This is a genomic window from Pseudomonas koreensis (assembly GCF_024169245.1).
GTDB classification, from domain to species: Bacteria; Pseudomonadota; Gammaproteobacteria; order Pseudomonadales; family Pseudomonadaceae; genus Aquipseudomonas; species Aquipseudomonas koreensis_F.
Genome location: NZ_JALJWP010000001.1, coordinates 4,737,131 through 4,761,277, shown reverse-complemented (window position 1 = coordinate 4,761,277; position 24,147 = coordinate 4,737,131). Strand labels below are relative to the sequence as shown.

The following is a 24,147-nucleotide window of genomic DNA, read 5'->3' as shown; positions in this document are numbered from 1 at the left end:
ATCCCTCTCGATTGCGAACGTTCCATGACCCCTGTGCTTCCCCGTTCTGCCCCATTGACGACTGGCCGGCTGCTCTCCATTGATGCGCTCAGAGGCCTGGTGATCCTGTTCATGCTGCTCGATCACGTGCGCGAAACCTTCCTGCTGCACCGCCAGGTGTCTGACCCGATGGACATCGCCAGCACCGAGCCGGCGCTGTTTTTCAGCCGTACCCTGGCGCATTTGTGTGCGCCGGTGTTCGTGTTGCTGACCGGGTTGTCGGCCTGGCTGTACGGTGAAAAATATGCCGGCAAAGCCGACGTCAGCGGGTTTCTGTTCAAGCGCGGATTGTTCCTCGTGGCGCTGGAATTCACTCTGGTCAACTTCGCCTGGACGTTCCAGTTACCGCCGAGCGTGATTTACCTTCAAGTGATCTGGGCGATCGGCTTGAGCATGATCGCGCTGGCATTGCTGGTCTGGTTGCCGCGCGCGGTGCTGCTGACGCTGAGCCTGGCGATCATCGCCGGGCACAACTTGCTTGATACGCTGCACTTCCCGGTGGAGTCGGCGCTGCATGTGCCTTGGGCGATTCTGCATGACCGAGGCTGGATCGAAGTCAGCGAAACCCTGCGCCTGCGTACTTCATACCCGCTGCTGCCGTGGATCGGTGTAATTGGCCTGGGCTATGCGCTGGGGCCGTGGTTTGCCCGAGGCATGGATGGGGCGGTGCGTCAGCGTCGTTTGCTGATTGCTGGAGCTGGCGGGTTGCTGGGGTTTATGGCGCTGCGCTTGATCAATGGCTACGGCGAGAAGCCGTGGGCGGTCAGCGATTCGCTGGTGCAGACGCTGATGAGCTTTTTCAACATCACCAAATACCCGCCGTCGCTGCTGTTCATCACGCTGACTGTGAGCACAGGCCTGTTGCTGCTGCTCGCCTTCGAGCGCGTGCAGAGTCGCCGCTGGATTGGCTGGCTGACCGTATTCGGTTCGGCGCCGATGTTTTTCTATCTACTGCATCTGTACGTGTTGAAAGTGTTGTACCTGATTGGCGTGGCGCTGTTCGGGCTGAATCAGGGCAGCTATTTCGGCTTTTCGACGGTGGCGGCGGTGTGGCTGGCGGCGGTGGTTCTTGCCGTGGTGTTGTTCCCGGCAGTGCGCTGGTTTTCGGCACTGAAAGCACGGCGCCGGGACATCGGCTGGTTGAAATATCTGTAAATCGAAGCAGAGCTTGGGGGGAGCGAGCCTGCTCGCGAAGAGGGTGTGTCAGTCGATGCCGCGGTGACTGACAGGACGCTTTCGCGAGCAGGCTCGCTGCCACAATGGAAGGGTGACGTGCCCCAAATCATCTGCGCAGCCGTGCCCCTGTGGGAGCGAGCCTGCTCGCGAAGAGGGTGTGTCAATCGATGCAGCGGTGACTGACAGGACGCTTTCGCGAGCAGGCTCGCTCCCACAGTTTTCAGGGCGTCTGGCTTATTTGCGATCCATCCACACGGTCTGGGCGTTGCAGAATTCGCGTACGCCGAAGTGCGACAGCTCACGACCGAAGCCGCTCTTCTTCACGCCACCGAAGGTCACGCGCGGGTCGCTGGCGGAGTAGCCGTTGATGAACACACCGCCGGTTTCCAGTTCGCTGGTCAGTTGCTCGGCCAGCGCGACGTTGGCGGTGTAGATCGTGGCGGTCAGGCCGAAATCGCTGTCGTTGGCCAAGGCGACGGCGTGCGCGCAATCGCGGGCGGTGATGATCGAGGCGACCGGGCCGAACAGCTCCTGCTTGAACGAGGTCATGCGGTCGGTCACGTCGGCCAGCACGGTCGGTTCGTAGTAGTTGCCAGCGCCCTCGGCTTTGCTGCCACCGAGCAACAGGGTCGCGCCTTCTTCAAGGGTGTCGCGCACTTGTTGATCGAGTTCGTCGCGCAGATCGAAACGCGCCATCGGCCCGATGTAAGTGTCGGCGTTCAGCGGATCACCCATTTTCAACTGGCGTGTAGCTTCGACGAACTTACGGGTAAATTCCTCGACCACACCTTGTTCGATGATCAGCCGCTTGGCAGCCGCGCAGACCTGCCCGGAGTTCTGATAGCGACCGACCACCGCCGCATGCACGGCTTCATCCAGATTGGCGTCATCAAGCACAATGAATGGATCGGAGCCGCCCAGCTCCAGCACACATTTCTTCAGCGCCGCACCGGCCTGAGCGCCGATGGCCATGCCGGCGCGGACGCTGCCGGTCAAGGTCACAGCGGCAATGCGCGGGTCGGCGATGGCGGTGGAAACGCCTTCCGGGGTGACATTGATAACTTCAAATACGCCCTCGGGGAAACCGGCGCGCACGAACGCATCGCGCAACAGATAAGCGCTGCCCATCACGTTCGGCGCATGCTTGAGCACGTAAGTGTTGCCGGCAAGCAGCGTTGGCACCGCGCCGCGCAGTACCTGCCAGATCGGGAAGTTCCACGGCATCACCGCCAGAATCGGCCCCAGCGGGCGGTATTCGATGCGTGCCTTGCCGCCTTCAATCAGCGTGGCTTCAGCGTCGAGCATCGCCGGGCCGTGTTCGGCGTACCACTCGCAGAGCTTGGCGCATTTCTCGATTTCGCCACGGGCCTGGGCAATCGGCTTGCCCATTTCCTGGGTGATCATGGTTGCCATCGCTTCTGAGGTTTCACGCAGCGCGCCGGCGAGGGCGGTCAAAAGGCGCGAACGATCCTGCAGCGGCTTGCGCTTCCACTTGCCGGAAGCGAATGCAGCGCGAGTCAGTGCCGCATCGAGGGCAGCGGCGGATTCAAATGCGTAGTGACCGATCCGCTCGCCAGTGGCGGGGTTGATCGAGATGGCGTGGGTCTGGCTGGAGATCTGGCTCATGACGTTGTCCTGTAGGTTCGTCGGATGAGCCTAGAGTAGGGTGGTGTTAGTTTTCTGGAAACTGAATAATAAAGATCGTTTCTTTCACGATTGGAGAATGACCGTGGATCTGGTGCAACTGGAAATCTTCAAGGCCGTGGCCGAACACGGCAGCATCAGCGCCGCCGCCACGCACATTCATCGCGTGCCGTCGAACCTGACCACGCGAATCAAACAGCTGGAGCAGGATCTCGGCGTCGATCTGTTCATCCGCGAGAAAAGCCGTCTGCGCCTGTCACCGGCCGGGTGGAGTTTTCTCGAGTACACGCGGCGCATTCTCGATCTGGTGCAGGAAGCCCGCGCTACGGTGGCAGGTGAGGAACCCCAGGGCGCGTTCCCTTTGGGTTCGCTGGAAAGTACCGCGGCAGTGCGCATTCCGGAACTGCTGGCGGCGTACAACCAGCAGCATCCGAAGGTCGACCTCGACCTCTCGACCGGCCCATCGGGGACGATGATCGACGGCGTGCTGGCCGGGCGTCTCGCCGCTGCATTTGTCGACGGCCCGGTACTGCATCCGGCCCTGGAAGGCGTGCCGGCGTTTGAGGAGGAAATGGTCATCATCGCGCCGCTCAACCATTCACCGGTCGAGCGTGCGGCAGACGTGAATGGCGAAAATATCTATGCTTTTCGTTCCAACTGTTCCTACCGTCACCATTTTGAAAAATGGTTCAGCACTGACGCCGCCGTGCCCGGCAAGATTTTCGAAATGGAGTCCTACCACGGCATGCTCGCCTGCGTCAGCGCCGGTGCCGGCCTGGCGCTGATGCCGCGCAAAATGCTGCAGAGCATGCCCGGCAGCGCGACAGTCAGCGTCTGGCCGCTGACCGCAGATTTTCGCTATCTGACCACATGGCTGGTCTGGCGCCGGGGCACCGTGTCGCGCAGTCTGAGCATGTTCGTGCGTTTGCTTGAAGAGCGTGGCGTGGTGCGTGAGCAAGCCTGATCGAGCGTGTCTTTATGGCGTGCCGTTGCGCCCGTACAAACGATAACCGTCGCGCTGATTCAAGCGATCGTAGTAGGCGCGCACCGCAGCCAGGTCCCCGTGATCGAGCGGCGTCTCGAACCAGCGATTGACCGACAGCCCGATCGGAATGTCCGCTAGGGAAAACTGCTCGCCGCTGACGTAAGCGCCGGTCTTCTGCAGTTGGCGATCGAGGATTTGCATGTTCCGCGTCCAGTCTCGGCAGCCAGCAGCCAAGGCGTCGGGGTCTTGATAATCCGGCGACTTGCGCACCAGCGCCATCAGCGGGTATGACCACGAGCGATTCAACTCCGAAGCCTGCCAGTCGATCCATTGATCAACCCGCGCTCGGGCGATCGGCTCAGCCGGATACAAATGAGCGCCGCCGTAACGTGTCGCCAGATAACGGATGATCGTGTTGGATTCCCACAGCGTGAAATCGCCATCCTGAATCACCGGCACCATGGCGCAGGGGTTGAGCGCGAGAAACTCCGGTGTGTTCGGCGACTTGAAACCCGACCCCCAGTCTTCGCGCTCGAACGGGATGTCCAGTTCGGCACAGGTCCACAGCACTTTGCGCACATTGATCGATGAGGCTTTGCCGAGAATTCGCAGCATGGGATTTCCTTCTCCTGATGTCGGATGCAGAAAAATACCATAGCGCAAAACACAAGGCCCGCATTGCGCGGGCCTTGGTGGATCAGCATTTACCGGCCGCTTGTGCCAAGCGGAAATCAGCGGTTGAGGAACGCCAGCAGATCCTCATTCAACGCCTGCGCATGGGTCACGGCAAACCCGTGCGGCGCACCTGCGTAGACCTTCAACTCAGCGCCCTTGATTTGCGCGGCGGCCTGCTTGCCGGTGGTTTCGAATGGCACGATCTGGTCGCCGTCGCCATGGATCACCAGTGTCGGCACGTCGATCTTGGCCATGTCCGGGCGGAAGTCGGTTTCCGAGAACGCGGTTACGCAGTCGACGGTGCCTTTGAGCGATGCCAGCAGCGCGATGTTCAGGGTTTGCGTGAGCACGCCGTCAGAGACTTTCTGGCCTTGATTGATGCCGTAAAACGGCGTGTTGAAGTCAGCGATGAACTGCGCGCGATCCTTCAGCAGGCCGGCCTTGATGCCATCGAATACCGACTTGTCGACGCCGTCGGCGAAGTCGGCTTTCTTGCCGAACAGCGGCGTAATCGCGCCGAGCAATACCAGGCCGGCAACGCGCTCGCTGCCGTGGCGGGCGATGTAGCGGCTGACGTCGCCGCCACCCATGGAAAAGCCGACCAGGGTCACGTCGCGCAGGTCCAGATGATTGATCAAGCCGGCGATGTCATCGGCGAAGGTGTCGTAGTCGTAGCCAGTCCACGGCTGATCCGAGCGACCGAAACCACGCCGGTCGAACGCGATAGTGCGGTAGCCGCGGCTGCTCAGGTACTCCATCTGGTATTCCCACATGTCGGCATCCAGCGGCCAGCCGTGGCTGAACAGCACGGGCTTGCCGCTGCCCCAGTCCTTGTAATAGATCTCGGTGCCGTCTTGGGTCTTGAAGGTGCTCATGCAAACTCCTTGTGATGGTGTGTGGCAAGAATAGATGCCGAATGGGCAACGTCCACTATCCGCGCAAAGCGCGCCGGCCACTTGTACGCAGGTGCTGGTTTCACACGTATGAAAGCGCGACGAACCCCGATGAACGGTGCAAACATAAGTTTGACGTCAAAATGATGGCCATCTAATATCGCGCCACTATTTTGATGTCACTTTTTCTGTCGAGGGATCGAAGATGTTTCCACCCGCCTTCACGGCGCGGTTGTGTCTGGCTCTGCTCTGCCTTTCTCCGCTTGAATCTGCCTGGGCTGCGCCCACCCCCGGTGAAACCGACCTGATCCGTGAACGTCAGAACCGTTTGCTCGAAGAGCAACAGCGGCGTCTCGAAGAACTCAAGGACCTGCCCGGCAAAGACGCCAGACCAGCGCAACCGACTACCCCCGCCGATAGTCGCTGTTTCACCATCAAGGACATCGAGCTCAAGGGCGCCGACAGCCTGTCGGAGCGCGAAAAGGCGGGTTTGCTCGAACCCTATATCGGCGAATGCCTCGGCGTGCCGCAGCTCAACGAGCTGCTTAAAGTCATTACCGACCTTTACATCGAAAAAGGTCTGGTCACCAGCCGCGCATACTTGCCACAGCAGGATCTGTCCGCCGGGCACCTGAAAGTGCTGGTGGTCGAAGGCAGACTCGAAGGCATGAAAGGCGCGGTAAACAGCCGGCTCTCGGATCGCGAACTGGCCATGGCCTTTCCCGGCAAAAGCGGTGAACTGGTCAACCTGCGCGAGATCGAGCAAATGGTCGATCAGCTCAATCGCCTGCCGTCCAATCAGGCCAAAATGGAGCTGGCGCCGGGGCAGAATGTCGGCGGCAGTGAAGTGCGGGTCACCAACACGCCGCAGAAGCCATGGTGCGCCGGCCTGTCCCGCAGCAACGATGGCCAGCGCAGCACCGGCGAGCAGCAGTGGGGCACGTCATTCGACTGGGACAGCCCGCTGGGTCTGGCTGACCAATTGAGCCTGCGTGGCGGTCACGATGCGATGACCGATCACCAGCACACTTCCAACAACGCCATGCTCAATTACGGCCTGCCGTGGGGCTGGTGGACGTTCAGTTACACCTACAGCCAGAGCGAATACCGTTCGCAGATCGCCGCCAACGGCTACAACTTCAAGCAGACTGGCGACAGCGAAAACCATCAGTTGCGCGCCGAGCGCGTGATCCATCGCGACTCGGTGAGCAAGACTTCCCTCAGTGCCGGGCTGTCGTACCTGCGCAGCAACAACTTCATCGAAGACAGCAAGCTCAAACTGAGCAGCAATCGCATCAGCGAAGCGCAGTTCGGTTTCAACCATGGCCGTCGTGTCGGCAGCGCGTTCGTCAACTTCGATGCTGGCGTGCAGGAGGGCATCGGTGCTTTCGATGCGCAGGGCAGTCACGATCCCGGCCCTGGTGAACCGGACGCACGCTACCGCAAATACAGCGCAACCCTGAGCTATTTGCAGCCGTTCAAATTGCTCGGCGAATCCTTCAGCTTCAGCAGCCTGATGACCGGCCAGCGCAGCGAAGATGTGCTGTTCAGCCCGCAGCGCACCAGCCTCGGCGGCTCGGCATCGATCCGTGGCTACAAGGATCAATCCCTGTCCGGCGACAGCGGTGGCTACTGGCGCAACGACCTGCGCTGGAGTCGTCCGGTAACGGCCGAATGGCTGCAACCGGTGTTCGCTGAATACGGTACCAGCCTCGGTTATGACCAGGGCGTGATTCGTGGCGATCGCTACAACGGCGATCAGCACGGGCGCATGTCGAGCAACTCGCTGGAGCTGTTCGCCCGCGGCCAGCACGTGGCCGCCAGCGTGACTTTCGCGCATTCCCTGGAACGACCGGACGCGCTGACCGAGCGCGAAGCGCCGATCTATTTCCGCCTCGACTTTTTCATCTGATAACGACTTTTTAGAGAACCGCCCACATGGACGTTCGTGACCACACCTCGCTCGCAGATCAGCCCCGCGCGGCCGTAGAAAAACAGGATACTTTTCTGGGCATGCCCAAGCGCGGCCTGGCCTTCCTGCTGGCGAACGTCATGTTCTGGCAACCGATGTGGGCGCAGGCCGATGGCATCGTCGTTGCCAACCCCAATACCTCGCTGGACCGCGCCGGCAACGGTGTGCCGATCATCAACATCGCCACGCCCAATGGCAGTGGTCTGTCGCATAACCAGTTCCATGATTACAACGTCGGTGCGCAGGGCGTCATCCTCAACAACGGCGCGGCGCAAACGTCGAACACACAACTGGGCGGGCACGTCATCGGCAACCCGAACCTGAAAAACAGCGGTCCGGCCCAGGCGATTCTCAACGAAGTCATCAGCGGCAACCCGAGCCAGTTGCGCGGTTACACCGAAGTGGCCGGGCAGTCGGCGCGGGTGATTGTCGCCAACCCGTATGGCATCACTTGCAACGGATGCGGTTTCATCAACTCGCCGCGCGTCACACTGACCACTGGCAAACCGGTGATCGAAAACGGCCGGCTGGATCGCTTTCAGGTCGATCAGGGTTCGGTGGCCATCGAAGGCGCGGGCATCAACGCGACCAACGTCGATCGCTTCGAAATCATCACCCGCAGCGCGAAAATCAATGCGCAGATTCAGGCACAGAACCTGACCATCGTCGCCGGTCGCAACGACGTCAATGCCGACAGCCTGAATGCCACGGCCCGCGCCGATGACGGCAGCGCCAAACCGCAACTGGCAATCGACTCCTCGGCGCTCGGTGGCATGTACGCCGGGGCGATCAGACTCGTCGGCACCGAGGCCGGCGTCGGGGTGAAGCTCGACGGCAAACTGATCGCCAGTGGCGGCGATATTCAGCTCGATGCCAATGGCCAATTGAGTCTGGCCGACACCTCGGCCACCGGCGCGGTCAACGTCAAAGCCGCCAGCCTCGACGCGCAAGGACCGGTCTACGCAGGCACCGCGCTCACCGTGCAGGCCCAAGGCAACCTGACCAACCGCCAGACCCTCGCCGCCCGTAACAGCATCAACCTCAGCGCTGGCGGGCAGTTGACCAACGCCGGCGCCATCGAAGCCGGCGTGAATGCTGACGGCAGCCGTAATGTCAGCGGCGATCTGAGCCTGAGTGTGCAGACCCTCAATAACAGCGGTAAAAGCCTGACTGCCAGCCGCAATCTGACAGTCAACGCTGTGCACACCCTGAACAATCAGAACGGCACGCTCAACGCGCAGAACATCGCCATCATCGGCGGCATGCTCGATAACCGCAGCGGGCAAATTCTCGGTGACCTGGGGCTCAATATCGATCTGAGCGGGGCGCTGGACAACCGTGACGGCGTAATGGGTTCGGCACGCACAGTGTTTCTGAAGGCGGCCAGTCTGGACAACCGCGAGGCTGGCGCGCTGGTCAGCGACGGCAACCTGACGGGGCGCATCAGCAGCACGCTCGACAACCGCAACAAGGGCGACATTTCGGCCAAAGGCGCCATCGATCTGCAGGCCGGCACATTGCTCAACGGCGACGGCAAAGTCATCGGCAAGAGTACGCTGGCCGTGCGCGGCGACGTGGTTGACAACCGGGGCGGGGTGATCCAGGCCGACCAGCAACTGAACTTGAATATCGCGCAACTGAATAACCGCGACAAGGGCGTGGTCAGCGGCAAGGCTGGCCTGACCTACGTCGGCACCCGGCTGGATAACAGCGGCGGCCTGGTCAGTGCAGTCGGCCCGGTGAACCTTACGGCCGCCGAGATTCAAAACGCAGCGGGACGGATTTCCAGCCAGGGCGATCTGTTGGCGACCATCGGCCTGCTGCAACAGCAGGGCGGCGCGCTGGTTGCACAAGGCAATCTCAACCTTAGCGGCAAAACCCTCGATAACCGCAACGGCGGTCTGGTCGGCACTACTAAAGCGCTGACACTGACGGTCGATGACATCGACAACCGCAGCGGCGAAATCTCCAGCAGCCTGTTGATGAACGTCAAAGGCCTGCGTCTGGACAACAGCGACGGCGGCAAGATTCTTTCCGGCAGCGATCTGGGGTTGAGCGTCGCCAGATTGATCAACCAGAACAAAGGTTTGATCTCCGCCGTCAAGGGCGCGGCGACCCTCAACGGTACAACGCTGGACAACAGCGGCGGTACGCTCAATAGCCTCAATGGCCTGGTGATTACGCTGGACGATGCGCTGATCAATGCCGGGGTCATCAGCACGGAAGGCGTGCTGACCGTCAATGCCGCGCGCATCGACAATGGCAAAGGCAGCCTCGGCAGTGCCGGCAATCTTCAACTGACCAGTACCGGCGCGTTGCTCAATCAGGGCGGTTCGATCAGCACTGACTCGGCGCTGACCCTCACCAGCGCCAGCCTGGATAACAGTCACAAGGGCGTGATCTTCGGCCAGGGCGTTAGCCGCGTCGAGACCGGCGCGTTCGACAACAGCGATGGCGGCAAACTCACCAGCGGTGCGGCGCTGACGCTCAAGGCCGGACAGGTCAACAACGCCGCTGGCCGCATCGCCAGCCAGCAGGCGCTGGACGTTTCGCTCAGCGGGCTCGATCAGCAGGGCGGTGAACTGTTCAGCAAGTCCGACCTGACTCTCGATCTGAACCATGGCCAGTTGAACAACCAGAACGGCCTGATCAACGCGCCGGGCACGCTGCTGTTGAAAAACCTCAATGGGGTCAACAACCAAAGTGGCGAGATTTCCAGCCAGCAAGCCTTTGCGCTTGCCGCGCACAGCCTCGATAACAGCAACGGCAAACTGCTCAGCCAGCAGGGCCTGACGCTGCGCATCGCCGCAGCATTGAACAACCTCAAAGGCGTCATCTCCGGCGCCTCGCTCGACAGCCACAGCGCCAGCCTCGACAACCATGAAGGCTTGATCAGCAGTCGCGGCGAGTTGTTGCTGACTGCCGACAAGACCCTGAATAACCAGCTCGGCACGGTCATCGCAGACGGCCAACTGACCGTCACCGCTGATGAACTGGTCAACCGCGCAGGCAATATCGCCGGCAAGGCCGATGCCAGCGTGCAAGCCAAAACCGTTAACAATCAGAAGGGGCAGTTGATCGCCACCGGCGTGCTCAAACTGCAGGCCGATCAACTGGATAATCAGCAGAACGGTTTGCTCGGCTCGAGCAAGGACATGACCCTGACCGTCGCCGATCTGGACAACCGTGGCGGCGAAATCAGCAGCAACGGTGATTTACTGGTCACTGGCAAAAAACTCGACAACAGCGACGGCGGCAAGATCTTCACCGGAAAAGGCCTGACGCTCACCGTCGACGAGGTGCTCAACCGCAGCAAAGGCCTGATCGATGCGGGCGCACAGTTCACTCTGCAGGGGCGCTCGCTGGCCAACAACGGCGGACAGTTGCTCAGCCAGCAAGGCATGTCGCTGAACCTCACTGGCGCCGTTGACAACACCTCGGGCAAGGTCAGCAGCGAAGGCACACTGACGGTCGACACCGCGAAACTCACCAACGTTGGCGGGAGCCTGTCCAGCGCGGCGGATCTCAAGCTGGACAGCGACGGCAGCGTCGATAACCAGGCTGGCCAGATCGTCACCGATGGCGCGCTGCTGCTGGCCAGCGCCAGCCTCGACAACCGCCAACAGGGCACGCTCAGCGGTAAAGGCGCGGTCACCGTGACCACCGGCGCCTTCGATAACAGCAACGGTCGACTCAGCAGCGCCGACACCCTGAACCTCACCGCCGGCCACGTCACCAACGGCGGCGACGGCAGTATTGGCAGTCAAAACGCACTGACGGCTTCGGTCAGTGGCTTCGATCAGCAGGGCGGCAAGCTGTTCAGCAACACGCAACTGAGCCTGGACTTGAATCATGGCCAGTTGAACAACATCGGCGGTTTGATCAACGCTCCGGGCGCGCTGCTGCTCAAGCAGCTCAACGGCGTCAACAACCAGGGCGGGACGATTTCCAGCGCCGAGACGTTCACCTTCACTGCGCAAAATCTGGATAACAGCAACGGCAAGCTGTTGAGCAATCAGGGCCTGACCCTGCGCATCGCGGCAGCACTGGATAACGTCAAAGGCATGATCGGCGCAGCCGCCATCGACGCCCACGCGGCAAGCCTGAACAACGGCGGCGGCAACCTGGTCAGCCGTGGCGACCTCGATCTGACCGTGGACGGTTTGCTGCGCAACGATGCCAAGGGCTTGATCAGCGCGGCGCAGTCTCTGGAGATCAGCAGTGGCGAGTTGAATAACCGCGACAGTGGTTTGATCAACAGCCAGGGCAACCTGACCCTGACCGCCACCGGGCTGGATTCCAGCGACGGCGGCGAAGTCTCCGCCAGCGGTGACATGGATCTGAAACTGACGTCCCTGACCCAGCGTGGCGGTCGCCTGCTGGGCGACAAAGCGATCACTCTCGACCTGGCCAATGGTGATTTCGACAACCAGCGTGGCTTGTTGACTGCCCAGGGACCGTTGACGCTCAAACGCCTGCGTGACGTGAACAACCAGAGCGGTGAGATCTCCAGCAACCTCGGTTTCGATCTCATCGTCCGAGCGCTCAACAACACGTCCGGCAAGATCATCAGTGGCGAAAAACTGCTGTTGCGTGGCACCGGGCTGATCAACCAGAAAGGCCTGATCTCCGGCTGGCAGGGCCTCACGGTCAATGCTGACAGCCTCGACAACCGCAACAGCGGCACGCTCTCCAGCAAGTTCGCCGATGTCTCGGTCGACCTCAAGGACGCGTTGCTCAACAGCGACAGCGGCGCGGTGGTCGCCCAAGGCGAGCTGACCGTCAAGGCAGGCAGCGTCGACAACAGCAACAAGGGCAACCTCAGCAGTGGCGCAGGGCAGACCCTGACGCTGGGCGGTGCGCTCAATAACGATCAAGGCCTGATTTTCAGTGGTGCGGCACTGGATGTCGTCAGCACGGCGTTCACCAATGCCGGCGGCTCAGTCAATGCCGAACAGGCTTTCACCGCAACCGCCTCGCGTCTGGACAACAGTGGCGGACAGATCGCCAGCAACGACGCAATCACTCTCGGCCTGAGCGGCGAGCTGAACAACAACGCCGGCAAGCTGGCGAGCAGCGGCGCGATGTTGCTCAAGGGCGTGACCGACCTGCGCAACCAGAACGGCCAGGTCGCCAGCCAGAAAACCCTCGAGGTGCGAACCGGTTCGCTGGACAACAGCAACAAGGGCACGGTCGCGGCCAACGATCAGTTGCAGATCAGCGCAACGGGCGTCGTCAACAACAGCGCCGACGGTCTGATCTACAGCCAGAAGGCCGGCGTCCAACTGACCGCTGCCAGCCTGGGCAACGGCAAAGGTTCGATCCAGAGCGAAGGCGCGTTGAGCCTTGAAGTCAGCGGCGATTTCGACAACCAGAGCGGCAAGGTCATCGCGCAAAACGGCAATGTCTTGGTCAACGCAGCGAACATCGACAACCGTGGCGGCATTCTTTCCAGCATCAAAGGCGCACTGGAAGCACGCACGGTCGGCGTGCTGCGCAACGGTTTTGACCTGAACAACAATCGTCAGGGCGGCATCATCCAGGCGCAGGCTCTGACCCTGTCCGCACTGGCTGGGCTGAACAACAACGGCGGGCGCATTTCCGCGCAGTCGGGGGATAGCAGCATTACCACCACCGCGCTGGATAACAGCAGTGGTGTGCTGTATTCGAAAGGTGTGCTGGGCGTCACCGGCTCCGACCTGGAAAACGCAGGCGGCCAGATTGCGGCCAACCGCATTGATTTCGGCCTGACCGGTGCGTTGCGCAACGGCACGGGTGTTATCGAAAGCGATACTCAACTGAGCGTAAAAGCCGCCAGCGTCGACAACCAGAATGGTCGTCTGCGGTCGCTGGGCAATACCGGCAAGACCCTGTTCCAGATCGGCGGTTTGCTCGACAACCGCAACGGCGTGCTGGAAACCGCCAACGTCGACATGACCCTCGCGCTCGGCGGCTTTCTCAATGGCGGCGGGCAACTCAACCACGTCGGACGCGGCAAGTTCGACATCTCCACCGCCAATGTCATTGGCGCCGGTGGCAGCATCGTCACCGGTGGATTGCTGGAACTCAATGCTGATACCTGGAGCAACTCCAACGTCATTCAGGCCGGTCGTCTGCACGTCAACGTGCGCGAGTTCAGTCAGACGGCGAGCGGCAAATTGTTGGCTTCGGATTCGTTGCAGATCCGCGGTAACAACTGGACCAACGATGGCTTGATCGCCAGTGACGGTCTGATCGACATGCGCTTGACCGGCAACTATGGCGGCAACGGGCGCCTGACCAGCCTGCGCGACACCTATCTGTCCGCGGCTTCGATGAACCTCGGCGCAGCCGGCAGTTTTGCCGCAGGTGCGACGTCGACCATCAAGATTGACGGGCAGCTCGTCAATGCCGGACGCATCACCTCCGGCGAAGACCTGACCGTCAATGCTGGCAGCCTCGCCAACCACGGCACCCTCGGTGCGGCGCAGAATCTGGTCATCAAGGCGCCAGTCTTGCTGAACGACCGCGGATTGATTTTCACCGGCAAGGACATGACGCTCGGCGTCGGCACGCTGACCAACCAGAGCGGCGATTTCTACGGTCTTGGCAATGTGGTGATCGCCGGTTATAGCGACGGCACACGCGCGGCGGGGGTGTACAACATTTCCGGCTCGATGGAGAGCGGCGGTGGGTTCACGCTGGATGCCGATGTGTTCGAGAACCGTACCGAAGGGCCAACGGCGTCAGCTGAACGCAAGTTGATTTCAGGGCTGATCGCTTCCAGTTGCGGTGACTGCGTGGGCGGTACGTTCAATAACTTCCTTGCGACTCGCGAGACGTACCAGTTCATCGACACCGATAACAGCGCCTCTGCCGTTCTCAACGTCGGCAAGGACTTCGTCTTCCACGGCGGTACATTCCTCAACAGCAAAAGCACGATAGCGGCGGGTGGCGGCATCGACATCACCGCTGTCAGCCTGAAAAACATTGGCACCCAGAGCGGCACCGTCGAGGTTACACGTCAGTACAACTTCGAAATGGGCACCGGCACCACGGCGCAATTCATGGCCAACGTGATCATGCCGTACAACCAGCGCAACAACCCTGACTTCCCGTTCGTGTATTACGTGATCGCGCCGGAAGGTCTGATCCGCAAAGCGATCGCCAAAACCGTGGGCAACGGCATCGTCATCGTCGACGCCGAGACGGGTGAGAACGTCGGTAGCCGCAAATATGGCCGGGCCATGTCGGGTTACAGCGCCGGCTTCGAGACGTCAACGCCATCGTTGTACGACCCGAATAACCTGATGGCCATACCGACCGAACTGACCCAGTTCCAGAAAGGCGACCCGGTTGAAGTGAGCGTCAATGGTGCGGGTGCGCCCGGCACAACCACCGGGCGCAACGCGGTGATTCAGGCCGGCGGCAAGGTCTCGATCAACGCCACCAAGGGAATTGAAAACAGCGTTATTCAGCAGGACTACAGCGCCACCGGCGGCACCAACAAAGTCGCCGATACCAGCGTCGGAAACAGCAACACCACCGTGGTACGCATCAACAGTCAACTGCCACCGGACCTGGCTCAACAGCAAGTCAATCCGTTGAGCCTGCCTGGCTTTTCCCTGCCAACAGGCGAGAACGGTCTGTTCCGTCTGAGCGATCAGGGCAGCAGCGGCGGGGGGGCACCGGGCAACATCGGGCCGGCACCGACCTGGACGGTGGGCAGTGAAAAGGTCGATACCCAAGAGCACGCAGTCGCCGCCACCAGTGGCGGACCGCGAAATCTGTTCATCGATGCGCCGGCTGCCGTCTCCGACAGCACACGCATGGTCGACACTTTCGACCGCAAGCCCAGCGTAATGAAAGCAGCGGGGAGCCGCATCGATGCCAACGTTCCGGTTGATTCTGCCGGTCCGGGTCTGCACGACCGTGGCAACGACATGAAGGAGTCAATCGACACTCGTCCGGTCACCCGCGTCACTGGACTACCGGACACCAAAGCACCGTCCAATCCGCACAAATACCTGATCGAAACCAACCCGGCACTCACCGACATCAAGTCGTTCATGAGCTCCGATTACCTGCTCGACAAACTTGGCTTCGACCCCGACCAGAGCGCCAAGCGTCTCGGCGACGGCCTCTACGAACAACGCCTGATCCAGCAAGCGGTCACCGCTCGCACCGGCCAGGCTTTCCTCGATGGCCAGACCTCCAACGAGGGCATGTTCAAGTACCTGATGAACAACGCCATCGCCAGCAAAGACGCGCTCAACCTGTCGGTCGGCGTCGGCCTTACATCGCAGCAAGTCGCGGCGCTGACCCACGACATCGTCTGGCTCGAAGAGCATGAAGTGAATGGCGAGAAAGTGCTGGTGCCGGTGGTGTATCTGGCGCAAGCCAATGGCCGTCTCGGCCCGACTGGAGCGCTGATTGCCGGTAACGATGTGACGCTGATTGCGGGTGAAAACCTCGATAACGTCGGTACGTTGAAAGCGACGAATAACCTGTCCGCCACTGCCGGCAAAGACTTGGTCAACAGCGGCTCGATCGAGGCGGGCAATCGTCTGGATCTGCTGGCAACCAACAACATCATCAACAAGGCCGGCGGCATCATTGCCGGCAAGGACGTCAGCCTGACCACGCGCACGGGCGATGTGATCAACGAACGAACCATCACCTCGATGGACGACCAGTACGGCACCGTCACCCGGCATCAGGACTTTGCCGATAACGCAGCGCGGATCGAGGCGGCCAACGACCTGACCGTTAAAGCGGCCAACGACATCAACGTCATCGGCGGCGTCCTGAAAAGTCGTCAGGACATGTCGTTGAACGCAGGGCGTGATGTCAACGTGGCCTCCGTGCAGGTTAACGACAGCGCGTCGCTGGGCTGGAGAGGAGCTGTTAGCAGCGTCACGCAACTGGGCGCCGATATCGATGCCGGGCGTGATTTCAAGGCGGATGCCAAGCGTGACATCAGTGTGATTGCCAGTGAGATTGATGCCAAGCGTGATGTGTCGATAAAAGCCACTGACAACGTGGTCATCACCTCGGCGGCGGACGAGGATCATTCGCGCTCCAAAAACAAGAACATGACTCGTCAGGAGGATCATGTCACTCAAGTCATGTCAGGCATTACTGCTGGGGGCGACGTCAAGCTGGATGCGGGCAAAGACCTCAGTGTGATTTCCAGCCGCGTTACAGCGGGTGATGAAGCGTATCTGGTTGCGGGAGACCGCCTCGAACTACTGGCCGCGCAAGATACGGATTACTCGCTGTATGACATGAAGAAAAAAGGCAGCTTCGGCAAGCTGAAGATGCAGCACGACGAGGTGACCGACACCAAGTATGTGGGCTCCGAGATCAAGGCCGGTGGCAACCTGACGCTGTCGAGCAAGGGTGATCAGCTGTATCAAGTTGCCAAGCTGGAAAGTGGCAATAACATCACGCTGGACAGTGGTGGGGCGATTACTTTTCAGGGGGTCAAGGACCTCCATGACGAAAACCATACCAAGACCAACAACAGCGCTGGCTGGGTGTCCTCCAAAGGTCGCGGCAATACCGACGAGACCTTGCGCCAAACCCAGATGATCGCCAAGGGCAATATCGTTATCAAGGCAGTCGATGGCCTGAAAATCGATATCAAGGATGTGAATCAGCAATCCGTCAGCCAGACCATCGACGCCATGGTCAAGGCGGATCCGCAGTTGGCCTGGCTGAAAGATGCCGAAGCCCGAGGGGACGTGGATTGGCAGCGAGTGAAGGAGATTCACGAGTCTTTCAAATACGAAAACTCGGGACTGGGCCCGGCAGCACAAATCGCAATCGCCATCATGATGTCCTTCGTGATGGGACCGGCAGGGCTGGGCCTGGTCGGCGGTGGCTTCGGTGGGGCAGTCGCCACAAGTCTGGCAACCACGGGCGTTACCAGCACCATTAATAACAAGGGTGATCTCGGGGCCGCATTCAAGGAGACGTTCAGTGCCGGAAGCTTGAAAAATGCGGCTATCGCCGGGTTTACGGCGGGCATGCTCGACTATGCAGATACTAACTGGTTTGCGGCTGGTGGCAGTAAAACCGCAAATATCCTGACCAGCAGCAACATTACTGATGTCGCCATCCGCACGACGGGGCGCGCGATTATCTCCAGCGGTATTTCCACCACTATTGGTGGCGGTAGCTTTGGTGACAACTTCGGAGCGGCGTTGCTGGGTGAGGCGAGCAGTGTCGCCATGGCGACCGGGTTCAACTGGGTTGGCGACAAGACGATCAAGTTTCCGGATGGCAGCGTTGAAAAGGTCGTAGCACATGCGTTGATGGGTGGTTTGATCTCCCAAGTCATGGGTGGAGATTTTGCTACAGGCGCGGCCGCCGCAGGGCTGAACGAAGCGGCAATAAATGCGCTTGTTTTCATGGCTGGTGACAATCAAGAGCTTCAAAAATCGCTCTCTCAACTTACCGGGTTGATTGGCGCTGCGGCTGTGAGCGGGGATCTCACCTTAGGTTCGGAAATTGCGAAATACGCGACGGAATACAACACACAGAATCATTCCCATATAGATCAGATGCAGGGTCACAATTCTGTACAGGAGGTGGATGAGGAGTTAAGGCACACACTCAGGGAGCATATTCCACTCCAGGAGCAGGAAGCGCTGGGGGATGTAACTATTCCGATTGATCCGGGTATCAGCCCGGTAATCGCAGGCTCTATACTCGGCCTCAAGGTTCCTCCTGGTGGACCAAAGGTGCCTCCAAAGCTTGAAGCATTCACCAATCCCCCCCAAAGCCCGGTAATTCCTTTAACGTGGACAAGTAAGCCAGGAAAAACGTCAGGGAGTACTATTTATTTTCCGCCGGGTACGGATCCATCAGCACCGGGAAGTACGTATATCCGATTAATGCCTGCTGGCTCCACTCCTGTTCCAGGGTTGGAAAATGGTTATTGGATCTCGGTGAAAAATGGGCAACCGATTAACCCGGCGACAGGCGGAACCGGCACGAGAGGACATACACATGTGCCTTTGGCACCTGATACCTTTCCGCCAAAAAGATGAGGTGGTAATAATGATTGAACAGAAAGATTTGGCTGAGCTTAAATCAGCAATTCTTACAGGCGTGGTTGTCGGAATAGGATCGTTTGTTCTGATTTTTGATAATAGTGTGTCAGTGCTGATTCAGTGCCCCTTCGCCTGCGGTGATGAGGGGGCGTTGAAATATGGGCACGGCGAACATCTTCATAGTGCTGTCGTCCTTTTTGAACTATTGAATCGTCGTGTGAAAGAGGCTGGTTTAGAAAAAGGAGAAAAGTTGGTAGTAACGTTTGATGATCGTAAGTTGCTTGAGATAATTCCTGAGGAAAATGGTCTTGAATCTTATGTTCTCACAACTCGGTATGGAATTTGTCCCGTTTCAATCAGTTAGGAGGGCTTGAGGATAAAATGAGGGTAAATGGGGACAGACCACGTTTAGATAGTATTCCGAAAACGTGGTCTGTCCCCGGATTACCCTGTTGGTAAGCCGAGTACAAATATGGGGGGGGCTCCTCATGAGCAGCTAGGCGCTACCATAGGTGCTAATCCAGCGACTTTGGTGGGCGGGATGTTTAAGCGAGGTCCAATCGGAGAGATTCTAACCAATGAGCATAGTGGGCATTATTGGAAAAACTGGACTCCAGAGGTTCGTTTTAATTTTGAGGAATCAATGAAGCAGTATGGAATCAATGTGAAGCATAATCCGGGGATTTGAAGTATGAGTACCTCGTCAGGAAAAAAATTCTAGGTGGCGATTTCTTCATTTGTCAGGATGAATTTGGAGGTTGGCGACTTGATGGAGCCTCGCCTTCCTTTAATTTGGTGGAAGACTCAGAATTTAAACGCGTGATTTCTTTACTTGAACTTCCTTTTAGTGAAGTAAAGTTGGAATTGGGGTCCGACTTTCCTTATTTTGCACTGATAGGCGTGGGGTTGAAGCACGAGTCTGATTGTTGGATTGATCTCGCCCTGAATTGGGTGAGTCAATTAAACTCTAAAGAGGCTCTTGAGTTTTTCGAAGAGTTGAAGTTCATGTCCGCGGACAAAAAAATTTCTCAAAGAAACAGAGGCTTGGCTAAGAAAGAAATTAAAAGGTTGCGGGGACTCTAGTTCAATGGAAATGGGGACAGACCCTGAGGGATCCCCACAAATCTACTCTAGGCTCTGCGCTTGATGATGCATCTCATCACGCAGAGCTTTTGCCAGACTTTCCCGGTAATGCTGTTCCCCGTAGATGACGATTAAGTCATGGCTGCAATACAGCCGGCCTCATGCTTTGACGCCCCAACCGTTGGCCATTTATCATGCGAAAGCATAACGGCATCACTGTGTCGTGAATCATTCGAGTACGTGCCTTCCTGCGGCCGCGCACGTCAACCCTGCGCCACCAATCCCGTATCGGCATACGCCGTCATCTCAGGTGCTCAACAACGTGTCTGTCCCGAAAATTTCTGTCGTCATCCCCACGTACAACGTTGAGTCCTACATCGCTGAAACCCTCGATTCGCTGCTCAATTAACCTGTGCCGTTGCATGAAATCATCTTGATCAACGACGGCTCGACCGATGGCACGCTGGCGGTGATTGAAGCTGGTTTTGGCCATCGCCGGGAAGTCAAAGTGGTCACCCAGGTCAATCAGGGCGTTGGCGCTGCCCGGCGCAATGGTTTGGCGCTGGCGAGCGGCGAGTATGTGTTTTTTTGCGACCCTGACGATGTGGTCAGCCCGGCGTTGTTTTCGACGCGGGTGGAGCAGGTGCAGTCCAACGCGGCGCTTGAGCTGTTTTATTTTTCCAAGCGTTCCTACACCGAAGTGGACGGCGAGAAGCAACTGTTGCGACGTAACACCGCTGCCAGCCGCAATGGCTGGTTCGAGGCGGGGCGCGACTCGCTGCAGGATCTGATTTTGTCCGGCAAGTATCACGCGGCGACGTGGCAATACATTTTCAAGCGTTCGGTGTGCGAGCGTTTTGTGGTCCGGCTGGACGGTCGGGCGCATGAAGATCATGTGTTCAGCATGAATATTTACCTGCACAGCCAGGCCACTTTTGCCACGGCAGCGGACTATTACTTTCAACGGCCAGGAGTGGTTCGCTGACGCAGAGCCATAAGGATGTCGAGTACGTGATGGGCAGTTATGCCGCGTATCGCGACACTCTGGCAGCGTTGAAAAGGCACATTGCTGCGTTCAGTGCCGGGCGCGAAGTCGCGCTGAATTTCATGGAGCGCAATGTCGACGCACTGATCACCAAGTGCATCAAGTATGGTGTGCCGTTGCCACAGCAGATTACCTCGACGACGCGGCAAGACAGCGGTGATTGCGGGGTGCTGTTGCACACTCGCTGGACGCTGTGGTTTCCGCGCATCGTTCACGGGGTGCGCAAGTTGCGTTTCAATCTCAAGCAGTCGCGCCGGAGTCGAAAAGCCGCCGTTCAGGGGTAACCTTCACTCGCCGACAAGCGCAAAAAAAGGGGCGAATTCATAACGATGAATTCGCCCCTTTTTCTTTCGCTTCCACTACACGTTTTTCAGCGAAACGCCGGCACCACATGCTTGATAAACAACTCCAGCGACTTCTTCTTCTCTTCATGCGGCAGGCTGTTGTCACACCAGAAGCTGAACTCATCCACGCCCAGTTCCTGGTAGTACTTGATCCGCGGAATGATCTCTTCCGGCGTGCCGATCATCGCGGTCTTGTGCAGGCTTTCCAGTTCAAACTCCGGACGCCCGGCGAACTTCTCTTCCGGACTCGGCGCTAGGAAGCCATTGACTGGCGTTTGCTTGTTGCCGAACCAGGCATCGAAGGTGCGGTAGAAACGCGAGATGGCTTTTGCGCCGACTTTCCAGCCGTCCGGGTTATCCGCGGTGTGCACGTGGGTATGGCGCAGCACCATCAATTGCGGACGCGGCACGTCAGGGTTGTTGTCCAGCGCGGTCTGGAATTTGTTTTTCAGGTCGAGGACTTCTTCGTCGCCTTTCATCAGTGGCGTGACCATGACGTTGCAGCCGTTGGCCACGGCGAAGTTGTGCGAGTCGGGGTCGCGGGCGGCGATCCACATGGGTGGGTTCGGCTTCTGGATTGGTTTCGGCACGCTGGTGGAGGTGGGGAATTTCCAGATGTCGCCGTCGTGGGCGTAGTCGCCTTGCCACAGGGCGCGGACCACCGGGACCATTTCGCGTAGGGCCTGACCGCCGCTGGAGGCGGGCATGCCGCCGGCCATTCGGTCAAATTCAACTTGATAGGCGCCGCGCGCTAGACCGACTTCCATGCGGCCGTTGCTGATCACGTCGAGCAGGGCGCATTCACCGGCGACGCGTAGCGGGTGCCAGAACGGCGCGATGATGGTGCCGGCGCCAAGGTGGATGGTCGTGGTTTTCGCTGCGAGGTAGGCCAGCAGCGGCATCGGGCTTGGGGAGATGGTGTATTCCATGGCGTGGTGTTCGCCGATCCACACGGTGCTGAAACCGCCGGCCTCGGCCATGAGGGTCAGTTCGGTCAGGTCTTCGAACAGTTGGCGGTGGCTGACGCTTTCGTCCCAGCGTTCCATGTGTACGAACAGGGAAAATTTCATGACGCTACCTCGAGTCTTTTGTAATTGGCCGGTCGTGTGCGGGCCTGTCGAACTGACGTGAACGCTGTGCGCTCGCGAGTCTTCTCACCATTCAAGCACGCCTGCGAGGACGGCTGTTCGGTTGATTGAATATTGGTATACCATAATACGGAATATCCGCAAAATATTTCTGACCGACACTTCGAACAAGGAAGGCGCAAGCGATGAACATAAAACAAAAACTGACTTTGGCATTTGCGGTAATCGCCAGCCTGCCGGTGTTACTGGTGGCAGCACTGATCATCGTCAACGTGCGCGAGGGCGCGCGCGACACCTTTACCGACAGCACCGGGCGCGAAGTGCGTCAGGTGGAAAACGCCATGCAGCTGTTTTTCGAGGGCATCAGCCAGAACGTCGCTTACCTGGCCGAGCACCCGCAGTTGCAAAGCATCGACACCAGCCTCAAACGCTACCTGAGCAGCGACGCCGCGCAAGTGCCGATGGGGCCGCAGGATCAACAGCTTTTCAAACTGTTCGATGGCCTTGCCAAAGCGCATCCGGCCTATACCTATCTGTCCGTCGGCACCGAGCAGGGCGGTTATCTGTTCTGGCCGGGCGATGCGCAACTGGCGAACTACGATCCGCGCACCCGCCCCTGGTACAAAACGGCGATGGCAAATCCCGGCAAGACCCTGCGCACCGAGGCCTATTACTGGGCGGCGGATGACGTGGTACTGGTGAGCACCGTGCGCAGTTTCAACAACCAGTTGGGCAGCAATGCCGGCGTGGTCAACATCGACGTGTCGCTCAAGCAATTGACCGATCTGGTCAAGCAGATCCGCCTCGGTGAGAGCGGTTATCTGATGTTGATGGAAGCCAACAACACCGTGCTGGTCGACCCGAGCGATCCGGCGCACAACTTCAAGAAACTCAGCGATCTCGGCGACGGCTATCAGCAACTGGCCGACGCGGGCAAAGGCCTGGTCCAGGTGCAATTGGCCGGCGAGGATTACATGGCCCTGGTCTGGCCGTCGCAGGCGTTAGGCTGGCGGTTTGTCGGGCTGGTGAAGGCCAGTGAAGTGATGGCGGGGGCGACTCGTTTGACCTGGCTGATCGGCGCTATCGCAGTGGTCTGCGCGTTGCTGTTTGCGATGGCCGGCGCGTGGTTCGCCGGGTTGATGGTCAAGCCGATTCGCGGTGTCGCCAGTGGTCTCGAAGGCATCGCTCAAGGCGAGGGCGATCTGACTGCGCGACTGGAAGTGCGTGGCCAGGACGAAACCGCGCAACTGGCGGGCTGGTTCAACCAGTTTCTTGAAGCGATTCGTACGCTGATCCAGCGCATCGGCCAAGCGGCCGGGCAGATTCACAGCAGCTCCGGCAGCGCCACCGAAGTCTCGGCGGAAATGGCCGACGTGGCTGCACGTCAGCGTGAGGCGGTGGACATGGTGTCGACCGCATTTCACGAAATGGTCGCCACTTCCAACGAGGTCGCGCGCTCGTGCAGTCAGGCCGCCGATTCGGCAGACAACGGTCAGCGCCAGGCACACACCGGGCAGCAACAGATCGACGCGGCGGTGAGCAACGTCGGGCGTTTGAGTCAGGAGATCGGCCACAGTGCCGAGTCGATGCAGCAACTGGAACAGGACAGCAACGATATCCAGTCGATCCTCGGCACCATCCGCTCGATTGCCGAGCAGACCAACCTGCTCGCGCTCAACGCCGCCATCGAAGCCGCGCGTGCCGGTGAACAGGGCAGGGGCTTTGCCGTGGTCGCCGATGAAGTTCGGGCGCTGGCCAAACGCACGTCGGACTCGACCGGTGAGATTGACGCACTGCTGGGCAATCTGGCGCGGCGCACTCATCAGATGGGCAAGCAGATGCACGCCAGCCTTGAGGTGTCGCAGGAAACCGTGGTGTCGATCAACGAGGCGCGGGCGAGTTTTGAATTGATTCGCGAGTCGGTCGACGTGATTCGCGACATGAACACGCAGATCGCCACAGCGGCGGAGGAACAGCATCAAGTGGCGGAGGACATCAATCGGCACATCAGCCAGATTCATGGCGATGCGCAGTTGGTGGCGAGCCTTGCGGACTCGACTCGCCAGGATGCGCAGAACCTGACGGCGTTATCGCAGACGTTGAATCAGTTGGTGAGCCGGTTTCGGACCTGACACGGTCGCCCAGGCAACACCAAAACCTGTGG

13 protein-coding genes and 1 pseudogene are annotated in these 24,147 nt (G+C 59.3%); 10 read left to right on the top strand and 4 right to left on the bottom strand.

The features are described 5' to 3' along the window. Positions 1-24 precede the first annotated feature (24 nt). Positions 25-1,194 carry a DUF1624 domain-containing protein gene (locus tag J2Y90_RS20885; RefSeq protein ID WP_253502598.1) on the top strand — a complete coding sequence of 390 codons (1,170 nt, stop codon included), beginning with the start codon at positions 25-27 and terminating at the stop codon, positions 1,192-1,194. Between the two features lie 255 nt (positions 1,195-1,449). Here J2Y90_RS20885 and J2Y90_RS20880 read toward each other — a convergent pair whose 3' ends face one another. After that, positions 1,450-2,841, bottom strand: a complete 1,392-nt coding sequence (locus J2Y90_RS20880) for an aldehyde dehydrogenase family protein (protein ID WP_253502594.1) — start codon at positions 2,839-2,841, stop codon at positions 1,450-1,452. A gap of 103 nt (positions 2,842-2,944) precedes the next feature. On the opposite strand from J2Y90_RS20880, the gene ptrR reads away from it, so the two are divergent. After that, positions 2,945-3,823, top strand: coding sequence for a putrescine utilization regulator PtrR (gene ptrR / locus J2Y90_RS20875; protein ID WP_253505277.1), 879 nt, complete (start codon positions 2,945-2,947; stop codon positions 3,821-3,823). A 12-nt stretch (positions 3,824-3,835) separates the two neighbouring features. Here ptrR and J2Y90_RS20870 read toward each other — a convergent pair whose 3' ends face one another. Next, positions 3,836-4,459: a glutathione S-transferase family protein gene (locus J2Y90_RS20870; RefSeq protein ID WP_253502591.1), complete on the bottom strand. Its 624-nt coding sequence runs from the start codon at positions 4,457-4,459 to the stop codon at positions 3,836-3,838. 116 nt (positions 4,460-4,575) lie between these two features. Further along, positions 4,576-5,394, bottom strand: a complete 819-nt coding sequence (locus J2Y90_RS20865; protein WP_253502588.1) for an alpha/beta fold hydrolase — start codon at positions 5,392-5,394, stop codon at positions 4,576-4,578. A gap of 223 nt (positions 5,395-5,617) precedes the next feature. Here J2Y90_RS20865 and J2Y90_RS20860 point away from each other — a divergent pair, with 223 nt between their 5' ends. From J2Y90_RS20860 to J2Y90_RS20835, 6 genes are all read left to right on the top strand, one after another. Continuing rightward, positions 5,618-7,324 carry a ShlB/FhaC/HecB family hemolysin secretion/activation protein gene (locus tag J2Y90_RS20860; protein ID WP_253502585.1) on the top strand — a complete coding sequence of 569 codons (1,707 nt, stop codon included), beginning with the start codon at positions 5,618-5,620 and terminating at the stop codon, positions 7,322-7,324. A gap of 26 nt (positions 7,325-7,350) precedes the next feature. Then, complete coding sequence (locus tag J2Y90_RS20855) at positions 7,351-18,420, top strand: two-partner secretion domain-containing protein (protein WP_253502582.1); 11,070 nt, start codon at positions 7,351-7,353, stop codon at positions 18,418-18,420. Positions 18,421-18,430: 10 nt separating this feature from the next. Further along, the gene (locus J2Y90_RS20850) at positions 18,431-18,787 is read left to right on the top strand and encodes a hypothetical protein (RefSeq protein ID WP_253502579.1); all 357 of its coding nucleotides are present in this window, start codon (positions 18,431-18,433) and stop codon (positions 18,785-18,787) included. Positions 18,788-19,107: 320 nt separating this feature from the next. Continuing rightward, the gene (locus J2Y90_RS20845; protein ID WP_253502576.1) at positions 19,108-19,506 is read left to right on the top strand and encodes a hypothetical protein; all 399 of its coding nucleotides are present in this window, start codon (positions 19,108-19,110) and stop codon (positions 19,504-19,506) included. A gap of 412 nt (positions 19,507-19,918) precedes the next feature. Next, positions 19,919-20,491: a glycosyltransferase family 2 protein gene (locus J2Y90_RS20840; protein WP_367399442.1), complete on the top strand. Its 573-nt coding sequence runs from the start codon at positions 19,919-19,921 to the stop codon at positions 20,489-20,491. A gap of 29 nt (positions 20,492-20,520) precedes the next feature. Then, positions 20,521-20,835, top strand: coding sequence for a hypothetical protein (locus J2Y90_RS20835; protein ID WP_253502570.1), 315 nt, complete (start codon positions 20,521-20,523; stop codon positions 20,833-20,835). 86 nt (positions 20,836-20,921) lie between these two features. On the opposite strand, the gene J2Y90_RS20830 is transcribed toward J2Y90_RS20835, so the two are convergent. Then, complete coding sequence (locus J2Y90_RS20830; RefSeq protein WP_073471146.1) at positions 20,922-21,965, bottom strand: LLM class flavin-dependent oxidoreductase; 1,044 nt, start codon at positions 21,963-21,965, stop codon at positions 20,922-20,924. A 203-nt stretch (positions 21,966-22,168) separates the two neighbouring features. Here J2Y90_RS20830 and J2Y90_RS26780 point away from each other — a divergent pair. Together J2Y90_RS26780 and J2Y90_RS26775 are read left to right on the top strand one after the other, a co-directional pair. Further along, positions 22,169-23,209, top strand: a pseudogene (locus J2Y90_RS26780) (cache domain-containing protein); the annotation flags it as partial. A gap of 138 nt (positions 23,210-23,347) precedes the next feature. Beyond that, complete coding sequence (locus tag J2Y90_RS26775; protein ID WP_420220201.1) at positions 23,348-24,115, top strand: methyl-accepting chemotaxis protein; 768 nt, start codon at positions 23,348-23,350, stop codon at positions 24,113-24,115. Positions 24,116-24,147: the final 32 nt, after the last annotated feature.

Bases quoted from the DNA above. Each gene is read 5' to 3' on its own strand.
- J2Y90_RS20880 (WP_253502594.1), bottom strand. From the start codon at position 2,841: ATGAGCCAGATCTCCAGCCAGACCCACGCCATCTCGATCAACCCCGCC.
- J2Y90_RS20870 (WP_253502591.1), bottom strand. From the start codon at position 4,459: ATGCTGCGAATTCTCGGCAAAGCCTCATCGATCAATGTGCGCAAAGTG.
- J2Y90_RS20835 (WP_253502570.1), top strand. From the start codon at position 20,521: ATGGGCAGTTATGCCGCGTATCGCGACACTCTGGCAGCGTTGAAAAGG.
- J2Y90_RS26775 (WP_420220201.1), top strand. From the start codon at position 23,348: ATGGCCGACGTGGCTGCACGTCAGCGTGAGGCGGTGGACATGGTGTCG.
- J2Y90_RS20850 (WP_253502579.1), top strand. From the start codon at position 18,431: ATGATTGAACAGAAAGATTTGGCTGAGCTTAAATCAGCAATTCTTACA.
- J2Y90_RS20885 (WP_253502598.1), top strand. From the start codon at position 25: ATGACCCCTGTGCTTCCCCGTTCTGCCCCATTGACGACTGGCCGGCTG.
- J2Y90_RS20855 (WP_253502582.1), top strand. From the start codon at position 7,351: ATGGACGTTCGTGACCACACCTCGCTCGCAGATCAGCCCCGCGCGGCC.
- J2Y90_RS20830 (WP_073471146.1), bottom strand. From the start codon at position 21,965: ATGAAATTTTCCCTGTTCGTACACATGGAACGCTGGGACGAAAGCGTC.
- J2Y90_RS20860 (WP_253502585.1), top strand. From the start codon at position 5,618: ATGTTTCCACCCGCCTTCACGGCGCGGTTGTGTCTGGCTCTGCTCTGC.
- J2Y90_RS20865 (WP_253502588.1), bottom strand. From the start codon at position 5,394: ATGAGCACCTTCAAGACCCAAGACGGCACCGAGATCTATTACAAGGAC.